The sequence below is a fragment of the Algibacter sp. Ld11 genome, from assembly GCF_045066735.1.
Classification (GTDB): domain Bacteria; phylum Bacteroidota; class Bacteroidia; order Flavobacteriales; family Flavobacteriaceae; genus Algibacter.
In genome coordinates this window covers 163,230-183,075 of the sequence record NZ_JBISHH010000007.1, presented here as the reverse complement: position 1 = coordinate 183,075, position 19,846 = coordinate 163,230, and the positions used below count along the sequence as shown (strand labels likewise).

Genomic DNA, 19,846 nt, shown 5'->3' with positions numbered 1-19,846 from the left:
GAATTTTATTTCCTAGGGCAGAAAAATTCTATTTCAAATAAGCCAAAACATTAGCTTCTATTCGTTCCTGAATGTTAGACACATCGGCTTTCACAAAAGTTTCACCTGTGATATTTTCATAAAGTTCAATATATCGGTCGGATACGGATTGAATATATTCATCACTCATAAAAGGTACCGTTTGTCCTTCTAATCCTTGAAAATCATTAGCAATTAACCACTGGCGTACAAATTCCTTAGAAAGTTGTTTCTGTGCTTCTCCTTTTTCTTGACGTTCTTGATAACCATCGGCATAAAAATAACGAGAAGAGTCTGGTGTATGAATTTCGTCAATTAAGACAATCTTTCCTTCTTTAGTTTTTCCGAATTCATATTTTGTATCTACTAAAATTAATCCGCGAGACGCTGCTATTTCTGTTCCGCGCTGAAATAATTTTCGAGTATAATCTTCTAAAACTACATAATCTTCTTCGGAAACAATACCACGTATTAAAATATCTTCACGAGAAATATCTTCATCATGGTCGCCCATTTCAGCCTTTGTTGCTGGCGTAATTATAGGGTTAGGAAATTTATCATTTTCCTTCATTCCTTCTGGCATAACAACACCACAAAGCATGCGTTTTCCAGCTTTATATTCACGTGCTGCATGACCAGACATATAACCACGAATTACCATTTCTACTTTAAAAGGCTCGCATAAATGCCCAACGGCTACATTCGGGTCTGGTGTTGCTGTTAACCAATTAGGAACAATATCCTTAGTGGCATCCATCATTTTTGTTGCGATTTGGTTTAATATTTGCCCTTTGTAAGGAATACCTTTTGGCATAACAACATCAAAAGCAGATAAACGATCGGTAGCAACCATAACTAACTCGTTATCATTTATGTTATATACGGCTCTTACTTTTCCTTTATAAAGACTTTTTTGTCCCGGAAACTTGAAATTAGTATCAGTAATTGTGTTCATTAGAAGTAGACTGTTGTTTGTTTTGCAAATGTAATTTGTTTACTATCGCCAAACAAATCTAAATAAAAAAAGGAGAAATTTACATTTCTCCTTTTAAGTATTACTCAATAATCCTAATATTTATTTAAATCTGATATTATAGGTAACGCCTACTCCAACATTTTGAACATCCACATCGTATTCTGCAAATGTATTTTGATAATAAGCATAGAAATTCCAATCTTTATTGTGATAACCAATTTGAGGGTTAACATACAATCCGCCATCATTATTTTCAACATTAGTTAAAAAACCATATCCAACATCTGTTCCTAGAAACAAACCGTTTGGCGTAAAGTAATAACGAAAGAAACCTGCTGCAGGAATCACTCCAAAATCATCAACATTATCTTCACCAAAAAAGTGATTATAACCGGAGGCTACTCCAATTCCAATGTTGGGATTAATTAAATATTGACCTCTTAAATCTAAACCTAACGAAAAGGATGATGCATCACTTGTATCTCCTACTGGTATTCCTGTTGTTATTCCGGCCTTTAACCATGAATTATCTGAAGTAAATTCCACATCTTCTTGTGCAAAAACTGAATTAAAACCGAATAAAACTGCTACTAAAAATAATTTTTTCATAATGTATTTCTTTTTTAATTATATGCAAATTTCTAAAACATAGGCCAAAAAAAGTTACAAGATTATGGGTAATATTTATAGAATTATAGGATGCTTTTTCGTTAAAAACAGTACATCAATACGTTATAAAAAAAGCTTAATAAAAAAGCCAGTTAAAAAACTGGCTCTATATCTAATCTTCAAGTAGCTTGAGTTGCTACTTTATACCTTTATCGATTTATTAATCTATATTCTCGATACTTTTGTAAGCTTCAATTACTTTTTTAACGAGCTTGTGACGAACAACATCTTTATCATCTAGAAAAATCATACCAACACCTTCTACATTTTTCAAAATTAGAAGCGCTTCTTTTAAACCAGAAATAGTACGTCGTGGTAAATCTATTTGCCCAGGATCTCCGGTTAATAAAAACTTTGCATGCTTACCCATACGGGTTAAAAACATTTTCATTTGGGCATGTGTAGTGTTCTGCCCTTCATCTAAAATAACAAAAGCATTATCTAGAGTTCTACCGCGCATAAAGGCTAACGGAGCAATTTGTATAGTCCCATTTTCAATATACTGTGCTAATTTCTCTGCAGGAATCATATCTCGAAGTGCATCGTAAAGTGGTTGCATGTACGGGTCTAACTTTTCTTTTAAATCCCCAGGCAAAAAACCTAAATTCTCACCAGCTTCTACTGCTGGACGTGTTAAAATAATACGTTTTACTTCTCTGTTTTTAAGTGCTTGCACAGCAAGAGCAACACCTGTATAGGTTTTACCTGTTCCGGCTGGACCAATAGCAAAAACCATATCGTTTTTATGCATAAGCTCCACCAATTTACGTTGGTTGGCCGTTTGGGCTTTTATAAGCTTGCCGCCTACACCATGCACAATAACCTCACCTCCTTTGGCAGATGCAATATAATCGTCGCTACTTTGGCTAGTTAATACGCGCTCTATAACGTTTTCATCTAGCTTGTTATACTTCGCAAAATGCTTTAGGAGCATGGTAAGCCTGCGATCGAATTCATCTAAAAGCTCTTCTTCTCCAAAAGCTTTAATTTGGTTGCCACGCGCTACAATTTTTAATTTAGGAAAGTACTTTTTTAAAAGTTCAATATTTACATTTTGTGCGCCAAAAAATTCTTTAGGCGTAATTTCTTCTAATTCAATAATGATTTCATTCAAAGGCGTTGTTTTAATTTTATTAAATTTTGATATTAAAACCTCTCAATTTTCATTTAAAATATAAAAACGAAAACAAAAATTTATGTAGGTTTGTATCTCGTAAGCGTTCAACTCAAAAATACGTAATTTTAGACGACAAAACGCTAAAAACATATCAACAATTTCGTTCATGGCAATAATAACATTAACATCAGACTTTGGCCTAAAAGACCACTTTACTGGCGCAACCAAAGGTGCTATTTATAGTGAGCTGCCCGATGTTAATATTGTTGATATCTCGCATAATGTATCTCCATTTAGTATTCCTGAAGCGGCATATATTATACAAAATGCCTATAGTAGTTTCCCTGAAGGCACTATACATATTATTGGTATTGACTCGGAAATTAACCCGGAAAACAAGCATATTGCTGTTAAATTAGATGGCCATTATTTTATTTGTGCCAACAATGGTATTATGAGTATGATTTGCTCGGAAATTGTGCCTGAAAAAATTGTTGAAATTAATATTCACGATAAAATACAAACGAGTTTCCCTGTGCTAGATGTATTTGTAAAAGTAGCATGCCATATTGCTCGTGGCGGAACTTTAGATGTGGTTGGAAAAAACATAAATAGTATTAAGCCTATTAAAAATATAGAACCTTTTGTTAATGACGATAAAACTCAAATTGTAGGCAGTATTATATATATAGATAACTATGGTAATGTTGTAACGAATATAAAACGGAGCTTTTTTGAAAGTATACAGAAAGGTCGAGATTTTGAAATATCGGCTCGAAATTACAAATTCAAAAAAATACATCTAAAATATAGCGATATTGTAAATTTTGAAATTCCTGCTGAAAAACGTCAAGATGAAGGGAGAAAATTAGTCGTTTTTAATTCTGGCGGGTTTTTAGAAATTTCAGTTTTTAAAAGTAATCCGTCTACAGTTGGTAGTGCATCTACCTTATTAGGTTTGGGTATTATGGATGCAGTAAGTGTTAATTTCAGTACGGCTTCTATTATTGCAAAAAGCCAAATAGCGCTAGATGGGCGTATTTAAAAAAATAAAACTTTTGAATACAATCTCTTTTGGAATAACCAAAACAATAAAATATGTTAGTTCGAATTGTTAAAATGGGTTTTTATAGACAGAATGTTGACGTCTTTTTGGAAAGTTTTGAAAACAACAAAACTAGAATTAGGGACTCTAACGGCTGTACTTTTCTAGAACTATATCGAGATAAAACCGATCCAACTATACTTTTCACTTACAGTTATTGGGAAAGTGATGCCCAGTTGCAAGAATATCGAAAATCTAAAGAATTTAAAGCTCTTTGGAAAACTCTAAAACCACTCTTTAGAGCTAGACCAGAAGCTTGGAGTTTGGATAGGTTAGAAACATTAGATTGAAACTAACATTTAATAATAAAAAGCAATAATTTATAATTGCGACTACATTTGTAAAACATATGCTCGCCATACTAAAAAAAGAAATAAATACATTTTTCGCATCACCCATTGGCTATTTAGTCATTGCCATTTTTCTATTGCTAAACGGACTATTCTTATGGGTATTTAAAGGTGATTTTAATATTTTAGATTACGGATTCTCCAATTTGTCACCTTTCTTTCTCCTAACACCATGGATTTTAATATTCCTAATTCCAGCGGTAACTATGCGGAGTTTTTCCGACGAAAAAAAACAAGGCACCTTAGAGCTTTTACTAACCAAACCTATTTCACTTACCCGTGTGGTATTAGGTAAATATCTTGGAGCCATCATTCTAATTTTAATAGCACTTGCGCCAACACTACTCTATGCTTACACCATAAACCAATTAGGAAACCCTATTGGCAACTTAGATATTGGCAGCACGCTTGGCTCTTATTTTGGATTACTCTTTTTAGTTGCTTCTTATACAGCCATTGGTATTTTCACATCTACTTTTACCGACAATCAAATTGTAGCATTTATAAGTTCCGTTTTTTTATGTTTTCTGTTTTACATTGGTTTTGAAGGTATTGCCGATTTTGCTTCTAGTAATGTTATAGATCAATTCGGTATGAGTTCCCACTACAAAAGCATGAGCCGTGGCGTTTTAGATACTCGCGATGTTTTATATTTTTTAAGTATTACAAGTTTTTTTATGTTTTTAACGGTAAAAGGGATTAGAAACGAAGCGTTACAGAAAAAATATTGGATACAAATTGTTAGTCTTTTTGTTGGTTTATTTATTCTGAATAGTGCTGGTAACGGAATACATAAACGTTTTGATTTAACCGAAGATTCTCGTTATACATTAAGCGCAGCGAGTTTAGACATTATTAAAGATGTTGAATCTCCATTAATAATTGATATTTTCTTAGAAGGTGAAAACTTCCCTTCAGAATTCAGACGTCTACAAACTGAAACCAAACAATTACTTGAAGAGTTTGAAGCCGAAAACCCCAACATAATTTTTAATTTTTTCAATCCATTGGCAGATGCCGCCAATCGTGATATTATAATAGAACAGCTTACTCAGCGCGGTTTAACACCCATGCAAATGAGTGTTCAAGAAAATGGCGCCTCAACACAAGCTATTATTTTTCCGTGGGCATTAGCGAGCTATAACAACCTAACAGTAACTATACCTTTAATTAAAAATAAAATTGGTACCAACCAAGAAGAATTGGTAAGCAACTCAGTTCAGCATTTAGAATACGCTTTCGCGGATGGTTTTAGAAAACTTACCAATCCTAAAAGTAAAAAAATAGCCATTTTAAAAGGAAACCAACAACTAGAAGATAAATACATCGCAGATTTTGTAAAAAAACTAGGGGAATATTATTTAATTGCTCCTTTTACTCTAGATAGTGTTGCTAAACAACCTCAAAAGACTTTAAACGAATTAAATAATTTCGATTTAATAATTTCGGCTAAACCAACAGAAGCTTTTACAGAACCGGAAAAATTTGTGTTAGACCAATACACCATGCAAGGAGGAAAAAGCCTATGGCTTATAGATGCTGTTGCTATTGAAAAAGATAGTTTATACAATGCTTCAGGTACAAACTATGCCGTTCAGCGTGATGTAAACTTAACCGACTTCTTCTTTAAATATGGTATCCGAATAAACCCAGTAATGGTTGCCTCACTATACTCTGCGCCCATTACATTGGCAATTGGAGAAGGTAGCCAATCGCAATTTCAAAATTTACGTTGGCCATATTCACCATTCGGTAACTCAAGCAGCAACCATCCTGTTGTAAACAATTTAGACTTGGTAAAATTCGATTTTGCAAACCAAATAGACACGCTTAAAAATGGCGTACAAAAAACCATTCTATTAGAAACAGCTCCGTTAACAAGATTAGAAGGCACACCACGAAAAATAAGTTTAGACGTGGTAACACAAGAACAAAATCCGGCAGAATTTAACTCAGGAAAACAAGTTTTAGCCGTTTTACTAGAAGGTAAGTTTCCGTCAGTTTACAGCAATAGAATCAAACCATTTGAGCTCTCTGAAAACAAAGATAAAAGCAAGACTACAAAAGTTGTTGTTATTGCAGATGGCGATATTATTAAAAACGATGTGGTTAAAAATATACCGCAAGAATTAGGTTTCGATCGATGGACGGGAAAAAATTACGGTAACAAAGAATTTTTACTGAATACAGTAAATTATTTACTCGATGATAACGGACTTATAAACATTAGATCTAAAGAAATTGCTGTCGCATTTTTAAACAAACAAAAAATTACAGCAGAAAAAACGCAATGGCAACTTATTAACATCGCATTGCCACTGGTTTTGTTAGCTATATTTGGATTTAGCTTTAATTACTTTAGAAAGAAAAAATATAGTGCTTAAATGTTAATAAGTTTGTTTCCAAATATAAGTCTTAAAGAATATATTTGTAAGTAGCATAAATACAAATTAAACTAAGTTAATAGCTGAAACATTTATACCTAAACACTTTTTTACAGTTGTTTAGAACAACTATAAAAAATGTAACAGCTGACCTCTAAAAAATATAATTCAACACATGAAATTTATAGTATCAAGTACTTATTTGTTAAAACAATTGCAGGTTTTAGGTGGTGTAATCAATAGCTCAAACACCTTACCTATTTTAGATAATTTTTTATTTGAATTAGACCACAACAAGCTTACGGTTTCGGCTAGTGATTTAGAAACCACTATGGCTTCTACGCTAGACGTTGAGAGTGACAGTGAAGGCAGTGTTGCCATTCCTGCGCGTTTGTTGCTAGATACTTTAAAAACATTCCCGGAACAACCTTTAACTTTTGTAGTTGAAGATAATAACACGGTTGAAATTAGCTCAAACCACGGTAAATACGCTTTAGCTTATGCCGATGGTAATGAATTTCCAAAAGCAGTAGCTTTAGAAGACCCAAGTAAAACTGTAATTCTTGGTGATATTTTAGCAACAGCAATTAGCAAAACTATTTTTGCAGCTGGAAATGATGATTTACGCCCAGTAATGAGTGGTGTATTTTTTCAATTTTCTACAGAAGGTTTAACTTTTGTTGCTACAGATGCTCACAAATTAGTAAAATATACTCGTGGAGATGTTCAGGCAAACCAAGTAGCCGAGTTTATTATGCCTAAAAAGCCTTTAAATCTATTAAAAGGAATTTTAGCAGGTAGTGAAAACGATGTCACTATTGAGTACAACGAAAGTAACGCGAAATTTACTTTTGAAAATTCAGAATTAATTTGTCGCTTAATTGATGGAAAATATCCAAATTACGAAGCGGTTATCCCGAAAGAGAATCCAAACAAACTAGCTATAGATAGAACACAGTTTTTAAACTCTGTGCGTCGTGTTAGTATTTTCTCTAACAAAACAACGCACCAAATTCGTTTAAAAATTGCTGGTGCCGAATTAAATATTTCTGCAGAAGATGTAGATTACAGCAATAAAGCAGAAGAACGATTAACTTGTGATTACCAAGGTGATGATATGCAAATTGGTTTCAACTCTCGTTTTTTAACCGAAATGCTAAACAATTTAGGATCGGATGAAGTGCAACTTGAAATGAGTATGCCAAACAGAGCAGGAATTTTAACACCTGTTGATGGTTTAGATGAAGGTGAACACATTACTATGCTTGTTATGCCTGTTATGCTAAATGCATAAGGTTATATTGAAATAGTAGCATTACAACATAATAAAAGAGGTTATTTGATTAAAGTCAAATAACCTCTTTTTGTTTTTATTAAACAAATAAAATAGCGTTTTAAACTTAACACTATTAAGTATGAAGTAACCTCACGAAAAACCCGCGTTAAGGATTGCAGAGAAAAGCCCACAGCAGCCCGGATGAAATCGGGATGCGAGGACTTGTAACGAAAAGCCTGACCCAAAGGGTAACGCCCAAAATAGTTTTAGAAAAGAACCTATTGAATATTGTGTCTGGCTAAGAATAAATCTCTACTTTTTTTAAATAATAAAGCTTTGAGAAAAGGAAAATATAGAAAACAAAAAAGCCTCATATTTCTATGAAGCTTTTGAGCGAGAGACCGGGTTCGAACCGGCGACATTCAGCTTGGAAGGCTGACGCTCTACCAACTGAGCTACTCTCGCATTTCCGGGTGCAAATATATAGATAATATACTTATTGGTCAAAATAAAATTACATTTTTTTTAGAAAATGATAGCCTAAAATTTTGAAACCTTCATTAAAATAAAATTTGTGCGAGCCATGGTTTGATACATAGGTATTTAGCTCTAAAGCCTGATATCCTTTATTTTTTGCATAACTGTAAATCCATTCAAAAAACTGAGCCCCTAAACGCTGTCCTCTATAAATTTCATCTATAAAAACATGATCCACTTCCACACTTCTGCCAGAATAATGCCTTGTGCAAAACCACATCCCGCAAACACCAATAAGCTCATTATTTTTAAAAAGTCCGGCACACTCATAATTTTGCGAAAACATTTCGACAAAACGTTCGCGCAATATAGCATCGGAAACTTTATTGTTATTCAATTTTTGAATTAAAGGAATTACTAAATCTATATTTTCCTTTTCGAGTATTTTAAATGCGATTGACATTATTTTTTTTAGTGAAGATAAATATTTTAATTAAGTTTGATTTTATGAAAAAGCAAAATTACACCATAAAACAAATAGAAGCTAAAGAAACACACATCGTGCGACATCCTGTATTAAGACAAGGGAAACCCGTTACGTCTTGTGTTTTTGAAGGTGACAATTTAGAAACCACACTACATTTTGGCATTTACAATTCTGAAGAATTAATTGGAGTCTGTTCGTTTTTAAAAAATAGAAACCATAATTTTAAAGCACAAATGCAATACCAATTGAGAGGTATGGCTGTTTTGGAAGCTTACCAAGGTTTAGGCGTTGGACATAAACTACTGAAATATTGCGATGCCTTTTTATTTAAAAAGAGTGCGACATTAATTTGGTGTAATGCGAGAGAAGTTGCCGTGAGTTTTTACATGAGAAATGGCTATATCGTTTTTGGAGATTCTTTTAACATCGCAGATATAGGACCACATTTTGTAATGACAAAATGCCTTTAAACTATAAATTAATTTAAAGTGACTGAGTGAAGAAAAACGGGTCTAATTTATGTATTGCTTTATTTTGTATTTTACTAAACACTAAAAACCAACCAAAATGAGAGGGAAAAATTTAAAAGTACGCTTACTAATTGGCGTTGCAATTGCATTATTTTTTGTTTTTAAAAGATGTAGCCAAAGGGAAGAAAACCCATATACGGGCCGTATGCAAACTATCTCTATGAATGCCAATGAAGAAATCGCTATTGGTTTGCAAAGTGCTCCACAAATGGCACAACAGCATGGCGGTTTGCACGAAAACACCCAATACCAAGCGTTAGTTGATAATGTTGGAAATAAATTAGTAAACAATAGTATAGCAAAACAGACCCCGTATGAATATGAGTTTCATTTACTTGCCGACCCAAATACCATAAACGCTTTTGCTTTACCGGGCGGACAAATTTTTATTACCTATGCCTTGTTTTCGCAATTAGAAAACGAAGACCAATTGGCTGGTGTTTTAGGCCATGAGGTTGGCCACGTTCTTGGGCGCCATAGTGCAGAGCGTATTGCAGAGAGTGAATACTGGCAAGGTTTAACAACAGCTGGTTCTGTAGGTGCCGATATGGGAGGTGTAGTTAGCGGAATAGGACAAAACACCTTACTTACAAACGGCCGTGATGACGAGCTTGAAAGCGACGAATTGGGCGTACGGTTTATGTTAAAAGCAGGTTATAACCCAGAAGAGATGATTGGTGTTATGGAAATATTAAAAGCAGCAGCTGGACCAAACCGTGTACCAGAATTTCAAAGTACACATCCAGACCCAGATAATAGAATAGAAAAAATTAGAGAAGCTATAGAAAAATATAAAGCTCTTTAGCTAAACTTTATAATTGGTCAAAAAAAAAAAGACTGCCCTTTGGAGCAGTCTTTTTTTATATATTCAATTTATATTTTAATATTCTCGGTATTCTCCCGCACCAATATTAAACGTTAATGAAAAACGCAATGTATTCTCTAAAGGACTCTGAACTTTAGATGCTGAAAATAAATACGATAAATCTATATTAACAACGTTAGCCTTAAACCCTGCACCTAAAGCAAAAAACTTTCGCGCTCCTTTTTCTTCACTTTCGTTAAAATAACCCGTTCTAAAGGAAAAAGAATCTTGATACACATACTCTGCCCCTAGCGAATACGTAAACTCTTTAAGCTCTTCACTAAAACCACCAGGTGCATCACCAAAAGATTGAAACATACCAGCTAAAAAACCAACATCTTGAGATTGTCCTTCGTAGATTACATTATTAGTTTCACTAATTAATACATCACCATCATCTTCATCATAAGTTCCGTTATTATTATTATCTTCAAAAACAATTTCTGTTCCTAATCTTGGAGGTGTCGGTACTAGTAGCTTAGCAACTTCCGCAGTTACTGCTACTTTATTATAATCGTCGAATATAAAATCAAAACCTGCTCCTAAACGTAGATTAGTAGGTTGAAAGTTTTCAATACCACCTTCCTCGTAAGAGAATTTTGGACCAATATTCTGAATTGCAAATCCCATTCTCCAACGTCCATTAAAATCAGCGTAAGCCTCTTCTTCTCCTTGGTAAAAACCAGAAATATCTACACCAAAAGTACTTGCAGCCGTAGCATCGCCACCTAAACCACTCAATTTCAAATCGGATCTCATGTAACGCATAGCTACAGACATAGCAAACTCTGGAGATAAACGCAATGCATAAGATGCGTCTAAAGTAAACTCATTTGGTCTTTGTATTAACGCATTTACAAATTCGTTTTCACGGAATTCAATATCACCTAAAGAAAAATACTTTAAACTTGCAGCAAAAGCACTACGGTCGTCTATACGATTAAAATATGTTAGGTTTCCTAAAAAAATATCGTTAACTAATTTACTTAAGTAAGGCGTGTAACTCACACCAACACCAGATTTTGTTTCGGAAAAAGCATACTTAGCAGGATTCCATTGTTGAGAAAAAGCATCTACAGAAGTAGCAACTCCCATATCTCCCATGGATGCTGCACGCGCATCTGCTGTAATTAATAAAAAAGGAACGCCTGTTGTAATAACTCTAGAATCTCGCTCGTTTGGTATAATTACGGTAGTTTCTTGAGCATTCATTTTTACAACAAAAACGAATGACAGTAATAAGAGTATTTTAGTTTTCATGAATTGATATTTAGTTGCAAAATATATTTTTTTTTATAGAATTACTAGTTTTTCAATTTTTTCTACTGTTTTGTTTAACACGTTAGAATGCACTTTTAATTTGTAAATATAAACGCCTTTACCTATTTTATCTCCAAAATCGTCACGTCCATCCCAAACAATATCTCTAGACAGCGAACTTGTAACATTAAAGCCTGTAGCTGTTTGCCCGTTTAAGGTTCTAACTAATTTTCCGGAAACAGTGAATATCTGTATAGAAACGTCTAAAGAGGCCGAACTATTGTGATTAAACCAAAATTCTGTATAATTTACAAAAGGATTTGGGTAATTAAGTACGTTATTAATAACTAAAGCCTCATCTTTATCATGAACAACAAACTGTATTTCAGAAATAGCTGAATTATTATAGACATCCCACGCCTTAAGCGTTAAGGTATGCAAACCAGGTTCTAAATCTCTAAACGGATAACTCAAAACCCCTGTTTTATAATCGTCTACACTAGTTTGATAATAATCATTAAGCACTACTGGGTTTGTTTCATCACCATCCAGTATAGCAACAATATCATGTCCAACACCACTAGCTGTATTAATACCGTTATCATCTTCCATAATCGCTAAGAGTGTTGGCGACTCGTTAGTAATACCTCCATACACAAAGTTTTCATCGTTCATATATAATGAAATAACAGGACCTATATTATCTACTGGAGCATTTTCATTTAAGCCACCTATTTTTACCGTTCCAATACTCGCTCCTGACTGGTTACTTTCCAAAGCTTCATCCTTGGAATAAAAACTAATTTTTCCCACACCAACAGGAATACCAACATCTTTTGGCACAATAAAATCGAATTCAAATTCGCCATTCTTTACTGATGCTTGACCTCTAAAAATTATTTCTCCTAATGTTGTGAAATCTAATTTAACAACTTCACCACTTAGTCTTGTACCATCGTTTGCTAATGTTGTACGCTCAATATTTTTATCATAAATAGTTGTAGATACCGTACCATTATAACTACTTAATAAATTCCCTGATAAATCGGTTACTTCTCCGGCCATTTTAACATAACTCAAAGCTTTTAATGTATCGGTTACCGCAGCCAAAGGCACATCATTTATTTTCGTTAAGTTGATATTAGGTTGTGCAAAAGCCAGTTTCATCGCTGGATCTCCAATAAAAAACACCAAACGTCTTTGACTTGAACCTGATATAGCCGGATTATTTTTTGTGAGCCTTAAAGCCTCTGCCATTGAAGGATATTCATAGTCCGAAAAAGTATCATCATCTGAATAAGAAAATAAATATTGCCCCAAATTATTATTAAAATTAATAGCAAACGAAACAAAGATTTGGCGTGTTGTGGAAATTAAACCAATAGCCCCAGAATCTTCATTCCAATAGGTTACTTCTCCTGCGGTTTCTTTATAAGGATTATCGAACTTAGTATACTCACATGTAATAGTTACAAAACAGTTAAGCTTTCCGAAGTTTCGAAACTCTTTAATATTATCTTGCAATATCAATTGCTCATGTGCTAATCCATTCTCACCGCCGTGCCCAAAATAGTTAACGACCAAAGCCCCTTTATCAATGGCATCAATAATTTCAGATGTTACACGTGGGTATCTATCTCCTCCTGCTGTTGTTTCTTGCTGAAAAGCATCAGAATGTATTTTTGTAACATTTAAAAAAGGTTTCTCATCGGTAATTAAATTACCGATATTATCTGTGGTTTGTTGCAGTACACCTTCCCAATCTAAATCTACATCATCAGAAATTACCACCACATTGTTTCGCCAAGTACCATAGGCTTCTTTAATGTAATAAGATTCTATTTTATCTATCATTTGGTTTGCGCGCTCGGGAGTATCTGCAAGAATTCTACCTACGGCAATATCGAGCTTATCACCAGTGTTCATAGTACCTTCGTTATCATCCATCATTCCATAAAAATCATCCGACACAAAAGAATTTGTTAGGTTTAAACTTTCATAAGAATACCATGAAGGCATAACGTTGGTGTTGTTTGGTATTCGATCCTTATAATCAAAAGATCCATCTCCGAATAAGCATAAGTATTTAATTCTATTTTCGGGAGTGCTGGCATTATCATAAACATACTTCACCAAATTTCTAATCGCTCCAATATCCTGGTTTCCAGTACTGAATTCGTTATAAATTTCAGTTAATCCTAAAACTTTGACGTTCAAACCATATTGCTCGGTATTTATTTGAGCTAAGCGACTGGCTTGACTAAGCATGTTATCTGGAGCAATAATAATGTAGTCAATATCCTGAAACTCATTTTGGTTGTTTATAAATATGGTTCCTTTTATATTTTGATTTGCTACCGTAGTTTTTCCATCTACTTTAGGCTCATAATAATCGGAAGGTGTTACGGCTACATAAGTTTTTAATACTCCTAAGGTAGATTTAAAAGTAAAGTTATCGTCAGCAGCATTATTTTCTACATTCGTTACATTATAAATATCGGTTACATCCCAAACTTCAGAAATTTTAGAAGCATTTTCAATAGTATATTGCCCGATTCCGGAGGCGGCCACAACGTCCTTATTTTTAAAATGAAACTGAGATTTTATAAACTTCAAAACTCTTGTGGCTTCGACAGAAACATAATCTAAATAGCCTAAAGCACTTGGATCACCTTCGTTATTGTAACTTAACTTTACATCAACCTCCTGAGAATTTACAGTTATGTTAGAAATATAAGATCTATCATTCCCTAAAACAGGATCATCTGCTCCTGGCAAAACAAGAGTAGATAAATCTGTACCATTAACAGCAATAGACATCGATGTGCTCTCTGACGAAATGGTAGCCACATAAACTTTTAATGCAACAGGAACAGATGTTATCATTTCAGGAAAATCAAACTTAAAGTGTTGCTCTGTTTCTACATCAAATCGTTCTCCAAACCAACGGCGACCAAGCAAAGCAATGTTTTCATTATCAAATTCATGATATTGATAATCTTGAAACGTGTTTATTTCTATATCTACCGTTCCTTCTGGCTGAGCAAAAGCCGAAATACGTTTTCCATTGCCTAAACCGGTATTTATATAATAGTAAGTTTTATCACTATAACAATTTATATTTGTATTGCTTTCGGCATTAAATTGCTTCGGCCCTTGTCCGTAAAACAAAATATAATCAGAATCGTTAAAAACCCCGTCTTCTTCTCCAACAAACTTAACAGCATTCTCTGTAACATCAAAAGGATAATCTTCACTATTAGAAAAAGGAATCATCCGTCCGCCGTTTCCAAAAACTCGAATAGTTCTAGGATCTATGCCATTTACATTAACGCCTAAACGTTTTAAAAACGATTTAGACAATTTGAAAACACCAGTTGTATCAATAACAAAACGAAACCACTCCCCCTGATCCAAAACCGAATTTGAAATAACTTTTGTTCCTAAAGCTTTATTTAAATTAGCACTTTTTCTTGATGTGCCGTTTGAATAATTAACTTGAAATTGAGTTACTTTTTTATAAACTCCATTATCATTAATAATCGGAGATAACTCCAACATAGCATATTGTTTACCTCTTGCAATAGAGTTTCTTAAAGTATAAGTTAGCTTTTTGGGAATTTTATCTATAGGCAAATCTTTCAATTCCGCTAAAGTTATATTAGAATAGCCAACTTGAGAAATAGTAACAGATTCTTCATTAATAACTGAAGAAACCTCCCATTGCGATATAAATTGGAGTCCAGAACTAAAATCAAAATTACATAAATCCTCATTAAAAAAAGGAACTTCAATAGTATAAGTACTACCTGAAATTGTATGAGATGTCTCCCAATTGAGATTAAATACCTTTTGCTGTGCAAATACAGTAACAGATGTTAGTAATATAAATAGGAATAAATTCTTTTTCATCGTTAAAATAACGTCTTTAGCTTTGAGTTAGTATTAAAAACGCAATTATTTCTAAAACATCATCAAAAATACAATAATAAATTAGCAAAACATTCGTTTATACAACACAATCCAATAAAATGAGGCACGCTTTACAGCACAAAACATCGATGTAATGCTTAAAAAACAGGATAAAAGACCTCTTTTTTTGGTTAAAATGTAAAAAATAGCTTGTTGTGTAAGGTTTAATTCTTATATTGCAGCACCAAAATATTATTAGCTTACTTAAAAGTATGAATATGAAAAAAGTAGTGACAATCAAGGTTTTATTAATTGTAGCACTAGCTGTAGTGTCTACAAGTTGTAAAAAATCTTCGAGCTCTAAAAATAGCTCTAGAGCCACTGGATGGAACATTAACGATAGAGATGGTGGTTTTCAATATAATACAGATTTTAAAGAACAGGAAACATCTCCTGGACTTGTATTTGTTGAAGGTGGTACATTTACCAAAGGCCGTGTGCAAGACGATGTTATGCACGACTGGAACAATAGCCCTAACCAACAACATGTTATGTCCTTTTACATGGATGAAACAGAGGTTACAAACGCTATGTATTTAGAATATTTAGATTATTTAAAACGTTATTACCCACCTTCTGAAGAGAATTTCAAGGCTATCTATAATGGTGCTTTACCAGACACTTTAGTTTGGAGAAACCGCTTAGGATACAATGAAGTTATGACGGAAAACTATTTACGTCACCCAGCGTATGGAGAATATCCTGTTGTTGGTGTTAGCTGGATTCAAGCTGTTGAGTTCTCTAACTGGAGAACAGATCGTGTAAACGAATTAAATTTAAGCAAATCAGGATATCGTGATATTAACTATACGGATATTGATCCTGATAACGCCTTTAATACTAATAGATATACTATTGACCCTAGCTCAATGGATACAGGAGAGCCTGTAGACTCTAGAAGAAATAGAAATATTACTGTAGATGCCGATGGTAACGAATCTGGTATTTATGCAAGTAGAGAAACAGGAGTTTTAGTGCCAAAGTACAGACTACCAACCGAGGTAGAATGGGAATATGCAGCTTTAGGTTTAAGTGAAATTAGAAGCTATAACCTTTACAGAGGTCGTAAAAAATATCCATGGGACGGACAATATACACGTTCTGGAAAAAGAAAAATTAGAGGTGACCAAATGGCCAACTTTAAACAAGGAAAAGGTGATTACGGTGGAATTGCAGGATGGTCTGACGATGGTGCCGATATTACTAATGCTGTAAAATCTTATGCTCCTAATGATTTTGGTTTATACGACATGGCAGGTAATGTTGCCGAGTGGGTTGCCGATGTTTACAGACCTATTATTGATGACGAGTTTAACGATTTCAACTACTACCGTGGTAACGTTTATACAAAAAATGCAATTAACGAAGATGGTTCTGTTAAAGTAATTACTTCAGATGAAATAGTTTACGATACATTATCCAACGGAAAAATTATTGCTAGAAATTTACCAGGTGAAATTTTACAAGTTCCTGTAGATGAAAATGAAACATTCCAAAGAACTAATTTCGATAAAAGTAACGAGATTAACTTTAGAGATGGAGATAAACGCTCATCAAGAAAGTTTGAAAGTTTTGGTGATGAAGATGAAGAATCTGGAAAATCTAGCGCAATGTACAACTCTCCTAAACATAGTATCAGCAGAGACTCTTTAGGAAACATAATTAGAGAATACGATAAATCAAACAATAGAACATCTTTAATTAACGATGAAGTTCGCGTTTACAAAGGAGGTTCTTGGAAAGATAGAGAATATTGGTTAGATCCTGCACAACGTCGCTACTTCCCACAAGATATGGCAACAGATTATATTGGATTTAGATGCGCAATGTCTCGTGTTGGTTCTAAAAGTAAAGGAGGAAACAAAACGAAAAACTAAAACAGTTTATTCGTTAATAAATATAAAAAGTCCTAGCGGTATGTTAGGACTTTTTTTTATACATTTATTTTAAAATATTAAGTTTTGAAAATAGAACAATTACATAGCCTTTTCTTAGAATGTGGTGCCGTATCAACAGATACGAGAAAGATTAAAAACAACGACTTGTTCTTTGCCTTAAAAGGCGAAAACTTTAATGGTAATAGCTACGCAACAAAAGCTTTAAAAACAGGAGCAAAATTTGCCGTTATTGACGAAAAAGAATATCAAATTCCAGATAAAACGATTTTAGTAGAAAATGCTCTAGAAACCCTGCAAGCCTTAGCGCGTTTTCATCGAATATATCTAAAACTGCCTATTATTGCATTAACAGGTAGTAACGGAAAAACAACAACAAAAGAGCTAATAAATTGCGTGCTATCTCAAAACTTTAAAACCACAGCAACACTAGGTAATTTAAATAACCACATTGGCGTGCCACTCACTTTGCTATCCATGAACCAAAATACAGAAATTGGTATTGTAGAAATGGGTGCAAATCACCAAAAAGAAATTGATTTTTTATGCAACATTGCAAAACCAGATTTTGGATATATTACAAACTTTGGTAAAGCGCATTTAGAAGGTTTTGGCAGTGTTGAAGGCGTGATTAAAGGGAAAAGTGAAATGTACAACTACTTAATAGCCAATAACAAAACGGTATTTGTTAACTCAAATGATAAAATACAAATAAATAAAACAGAATACGCCAAGCGTTTTACCTTTGGAACAAAAAATACAGATGCAGACATTAACTTTATAGAAGCGCAACCTTTTGTTATTTCCAAATTTGAAGATAGTATTATTACAAGTCAATTAATTGGCGATTATAATTTCAACAATATTGCTGCCGCCATCGCAATTGGTAAATATTTTAAAGTAGACACAATCTCTATTAAATCAGCTATAGAAAGCTACAGACCCACAAACAATCGCTCTCAAATTATTGAAAAAGCGAGTAACAAAATAATATTAGATGCTTATAATGCGAACCCAACAAGTATGCGTGCTGCTCTATTAAATTTAGAAAAACAAGAAGGTCATAAAACAGCTATATTAGGGGATATGTTCGAGTTAGGGTCAGAAGCTATTTCAGAACATCAAACCATCGCAGATTTAGCTATTTCACTAAACATACAATCTATTATTCTCGTTGGTGAAAACTTTTTCACTACAATTACTAAATCTGAACGCTTAAAAAAATACAACTCATATTCTAACTTAGAAGAAACTGTAAATATTTCAGAAATAAAGGATTCTACAATCTTAATAAAAGGTTCTAGAGGAATGGCTTTAGAACGAATTTTGAATTAACAAAAAAAGTGCCTGATTAAAAAACCAGACACCTCTGTTAAAATAATTCTCCCTAAGAACTAATTAATAGCACTGTAAAGATCAATGTTTTATAAAATTTGTGCAATACTCAATTTGAGTATTTTAAAAACTAAAGTAAGTTATTATTCATTTTGAGCATACCAACTAACTCTCCTGTAGACGAAATGTTTAATTTTTTTAAAATATTTCTTCGGTGTGTATCAACCGTATTAGAGCTAATATTGAGGCTATCTCCTATTTGCTTACTAGATTGGTTTAAAACCAGTAGCCTAATAATATCACGTTCTCTATTACTAATGCCTCCCTTTAATAATTTATGAGAAAAGTTTCCAAAATAGACAGTTTCATATTCATCGTTTTTGTTTAACAATTTAGCAGAGGCACAAACTTGCATTACCACTTGGCCAGATAAAACGGTATAATGGGCCAAGCCTATAATAGGTTTATTATCACTATCAAACTCAAGCGGTGTTGTTGTCTGGATAACATTAACATACTCGTTTTTTGAGTTTTTTAAACGATAATTCCAAGTATAACTCATGCGTTCTCTATTCTCCACAGAAATCTCTGAGAGCGTAAAATTCATCAATTCATTCAATCCTTGAAGCCACTGTTCCAAATCTGCTGGATGCATTCTACTCCAAAAATTGCGCATACCTCTAGCTTTTAACTCAGCCTTATCCAAGCCTAAACAAGCGTTCATATTTTTACTAATGTATTCAAAAGACAAATCTTGTGTGTTGGTAACACAAAAAAAAGTAGAACTATACGGCAAGTAAGTATCCAACTCAATAAATTTCTCTATATGCTTTTTGAGAGAGGGATTATCGTGCGATTTAAAGATTTCTTTATAAGTGTCCTTAATGTTAAATCTAGCCATGAGAGAGGATTAGTCTCCCTAAAATAGTAAAAATATGACAGTATTAAAAATTCAGCTAGATTTTTCGCATAAAAAAAACCTAAGAAGGTTTTCTTAGGTTTTTTTCTGTGGGCGCGAAGGGATTCGAACCCCTGACCCCTTGGGTGTAAACCAAGTGCTCTGAACCAACTGAGCTACGCGCCCTAACAATTATAAAGAGTATTCAAACTCCTTTTTCACGTATAAAAAA

At 33.6% G+C, this 19,846-nt stretch carries 15 protein-coding genes and 2 tRNA genes; 8 read left to right on the top strand and 9 right to left on the bottom strand.

Features of this window, described 5'->3' with window-relative positions; translation table 11 throughout:
* Window positions 1-28: 28 nt before the first annotated feature.
* From ACJJV4_RS03835 to ACJJV4_RS03825, 3 genes are all read right to left on the bottom strand, one after another.
* Window positions 29-973, bottom strand: a complete 945-nt coding sequence (locus ACJJV4_RS03835) for a phosphoribosylaminoimidazolesuccinocarboxamide synthase (protein WP_405292147.1) — start codon at window positions 971-973, stop codon at window positions 29-31.
* A 120-nt stretch (window positions 974-1,093) separates the two neighbouring features.
* The gene (locus tag ACJJV4_RS03830; RefSeq protein WP_405292146.1) at window positions 1,094-1,603 is read right to left on the bottom strand and encodes a hypothetical protein; all 510 of its coding nucleotides are present in this window, start codon (window positions 1,601-1,603) and stop codon (window positions 1,094-1,096) included.
* A 220-nt stretch (window positions 1,604-1,823) separates the two neighbouring features.
* Window positions 1,824-2,777, bottom strand: coding sequence for a PhoH family protein (locus ACJJV4_RS03825; protein WP_405292145.1), 954 nt, complete (start codon window positions 2,775-2,777; stop codon window positions 1,824-1,826).
* Window positions 2,778-2,946: 169 nt separating this feature from the next.
* Between ACJJV4_RS03825 and ACJJV4_RS03820 the strand changes: the two genes are divergently transcribed.
* From ACJJV4_RS03820 to dnaN, 4 genes are all read left to right on the top strand, one after another.
* Entirely contained in the window at window positions 2,947-3,825 is an 879-nt protein-coding gene (locus ACJJV4_RS03820) for an S-adenosyl-l-methionine hydroxide adenosyltransferase family protein (RefSeq protein WP_405292144.1), read from the top strand.
* A 53-nt stretch (window positions 3,826-3,878) separates the two neighbouring features.
* On the top strand, window positions 3,879-4,175 hold the full coding sequence (locus ACJJV4_RS03815) for a putative quinol monooxygenase (RefSeq protein WP_405292143.1): 297 nt from the start codon (window positions 3,879-3,881) through the stop codon (window positions 4,173-4,175).
* Window positions 4,176-4,234: 59 nt separating this feature from the next.
* A complete protein-coding gene (gene gldG / locus ACJJV4_RS03810; RefSeq protein ID WP_405292142.1) occupies window positions 4,235-6,619 on the top strand; it encodes a gliding motility-associated ABC transporter substrate-binding protein GldG in 2,385 nt (794 codons plus the stop codon).
* Between the two features lie 175 nt (window positions 6,620-6,794).
* Complete coding sequence (gene dnaN, locus ACJJV4_RS03805; protein ID WP_405292141.1) at window positions 6,795-7,913, top strand: DNA polymerase III subunit beta; 1,119 nt, start codon at window positions 6,795-6,797, stop codon at window positions 7,911-7,913.
* A gap of 374 nt (window positions 7,914-8,287) precedes the next feature.
* On the opposite strand, the gene ACJJV4_RS03800 is transcribed toward dnaN, so the two are convergent.
* Together ACJJV4_RS03800 and ACJJV4_RS03795 are read right to left on the bottom strand one after the other, a co-directional pair.
* A tRNA-Gly gene (locus ACJJV4_RS03800) sits at window positions 8,288-8,360 on the bottom strand.
* 49 nt (window positions 8,361-8,409) lie between these two features.
* Window positions 8,410-8,835 carry a GNAT family N-acetyltransferase gene (locus ACJJV4_RS03795; RefSeq protein WP_405292140.1) on the bottom strand — a complete coding sequence of 142 codons (426 nt, stop codon included), beginning with the start codon at window positions 8,833-8,835 and terminating at the stop codon, window positions 8,410-8,412.
* A gap of 44 nt (window positions 8,836-8,879) precedes the next feature.
* Between ACJJV4_RS03795 and ACJJV4_RS03790 the strand changes: the two genes are divergently transcribed.
* Both ACJJV4_RS03790 and ACJJV4_RS03785 read left to right on the top strand, forming a co-directional pair.
* Complete coding sequence (locus ACJJV4_RS03790; protein WP_405292139.1) at window positions 8,880-9,329, top strand: GNAT family N-acetyltransferase; 450 nt, start codon at window positions 8,880-8,882, stop codon at window positions 9,327-9,329.
* Between the two features lie 97 nt (window positions 9,330-9,426).
* The gene (locus tag ACJJV4_RS03785) at window positions 9,427-10,194 is read left to right on the top strand and encodes a M48 family metalloprotease (protein ID WP_405292138.1); all 768 of its coding nucleotides are present in this window, start codon (window positions 9,427-9,429) and stop codon (window positions 10,192-10,194) included.
* A gap of 75 nt (window positions 10,195-10,269) precedes the next feature.
* Here the strand turns inward: ACJJV4_RS03785 and porV are convergent, their stop codons facing one another.
* Window positions 10,270-11,514, bottom strand: coding sequence for a type IX secretion system outer membrane channel protein PorV (gene porV / locus ACJJV4_RS03780; protein WP_405292137.1), 1,245 nt, complete (start codon window positions 11,512-11,514; stop codon window positions 10,270-10,272).
* Window positions 11,515-11,547: 33 nt separating this feature from the next.
* The gene (gene porU, locus ACJJV4_RS03775; RefSeq protein ID WP_405292136.1) at window positions 11,548-15,426 is read right to left on the bottom strand and encodes a type IX secretion system sortase PorU; all 3,879 of its coding nucleotides are present in this window, start codon (window positions 15,424-15,426) and stop codon (window positions 11,548-11,550) included.
* Between the two features lie 272 nt (window positions 15,427-15,698).
* Between porU and gldJ the strand changes: the two genes are divergently transcribed.
* Entirely contained in the window at window positions 15,699-17,363 is a 1,665-nt protein-coding gene (gene gldJ, locus ACJJV4_RS03770) for a gliding motility lipoprotein GldJ (protein ID WP_405292135.1), read from the top strand.
* 84 nt (window positions 17,364-17,447) lie between these two features.
* Entirely contained in the window at window positions 17,448-18,716 is a 1,269-nt protein-coding gene (gene murF, locus ACJJV4_RS03765) for a UDP-N-acetylmuramoyl-tripeptide--D-alanyl-D-alanine ligase (RefSeq protein WP_405292134.1), read from the top strand.
* A gap of 130 nt (window positions 18,717-18,846) precedes the next feature.
* On the opposite strand, the gene ACJJV4_RS03760 is transcribed toward murF, so the two are convergent.
* Both ACJJV4_RS03760 and ACJJV4_RS03755 read right to left on the bottom strand, forming a co-directional pair.
* On the bottom strand, window positions 18,847-19,617 hold the full coding sequence (locus ACJJV4_RS03760; RefSeq protein WP_405292133.1) for a response regulator transcription factor: 771 nt from the start codon (window positions 19,615-19,617) through the stop codon (window positions 18,847-18,849).
* A 108-nt stretch (window positions 19,618-19,725) separates the two neighbouring features.
* Window positions 19,726-19,800: transfer RNA gene (locus ACJJV4_RS03755), tRNA-Val, on the bottom strand.
* Window positions 19,801-19,846: the final 46 nt, after the last annotated feature.

Excerpts from the sequence above, each read along its gene's own strand:
- ACJJV4_RS03835 (WP_405292147.1), bottom strand. The coding sequence starts at position 973 with ATGAACACAATTACTGATACTAATTTCAAGTTTCCGGGACAAAAAAGT.
- ACJJV4_RS03830 (WP_405292146.1), bottom strand. The coding sequence starts at position 1,603 with ATGAAAAAATTATTTTTAGTAGCAGTTTTATTCGGTTTTAATTCAGTT.
- ACJJV4_RS03820 (WP_405292144.1), top strand. The coding sequence starts at position 2,947 with ATGGCAATAATAACATTAACATCAGACTTTGGCCTAAAAGACCACTTT.
- ACJJV4_RS03815 (WP_405292143.1), top strand. The coding sequence starts at position 3,879 with ATGTTAGTTCGAATTGTTAAAATGGGTTTTTATAGACAGAATGTTGAC.
- gldG (WP_405292142.1), top strand. The coding sequence starts at position 4,235 with ATGCTCGCCATACTAAAAAAAGAAATAAATACATTTTTCGCATCACCC.
- dnaN (WP_405292141.1), top strand. The coding sequence starts at position 6,795 with ATGAAATTTATAGTATCAAGTACTTATTTGTTAAAACAATTGCAGGTT.
- ACJJV4_RS03795 (WP_405292140.1), bottom strand. The coding sequence starts at position 8,835 with ATGTCAATCGCATTTAAAATACTCGAAAAGGAAAATATAGATTTAGTA.
- ACJJV4_RS03790 (WP_405292139.1), top strand. The coding sequence starts at position 8,880 with ATGAAAAAGCAAAATTACACCATAAAACAAATAGAAGCTAAAGAAACA.
- ACJJV4_RS03785 (WP_405292138.1), top strand. The coding sequence starts at position 9,427 with ATGAGAGGGAAAAATTTAAAAGTACGCTTACTAATTGGCGTTGCAATT.
- porV (WP_405292137.1), bottom strand. The coding sequence starts at position 11,514 with ATGAAAACTAAAATACTCTTATTACTGTCATTCGTTTTTGTTGTAAAA.
- porU (WP_405292136.1), bottom strand. The coding sequence starts at position 15,426 with ATGAAAAAGAATTTATTCCTATTTATATTACTAACATCTGTTACTGTA.
- gldJ (WP_405292135.1), top strand. The coding sequence starts at position 15,699 with ATGAATATGAAAAAAGTAGTGACAATCAAGGTTTTATTAATTGTAGCA.
- ACJJV4_RS03760 (WP_405292133.1), bottom strand. The coding sequence starts at position 19,617 with ATGGCTAGATTTAACATTAAGGACACTTATAAAGAAATCTTTAAATCG.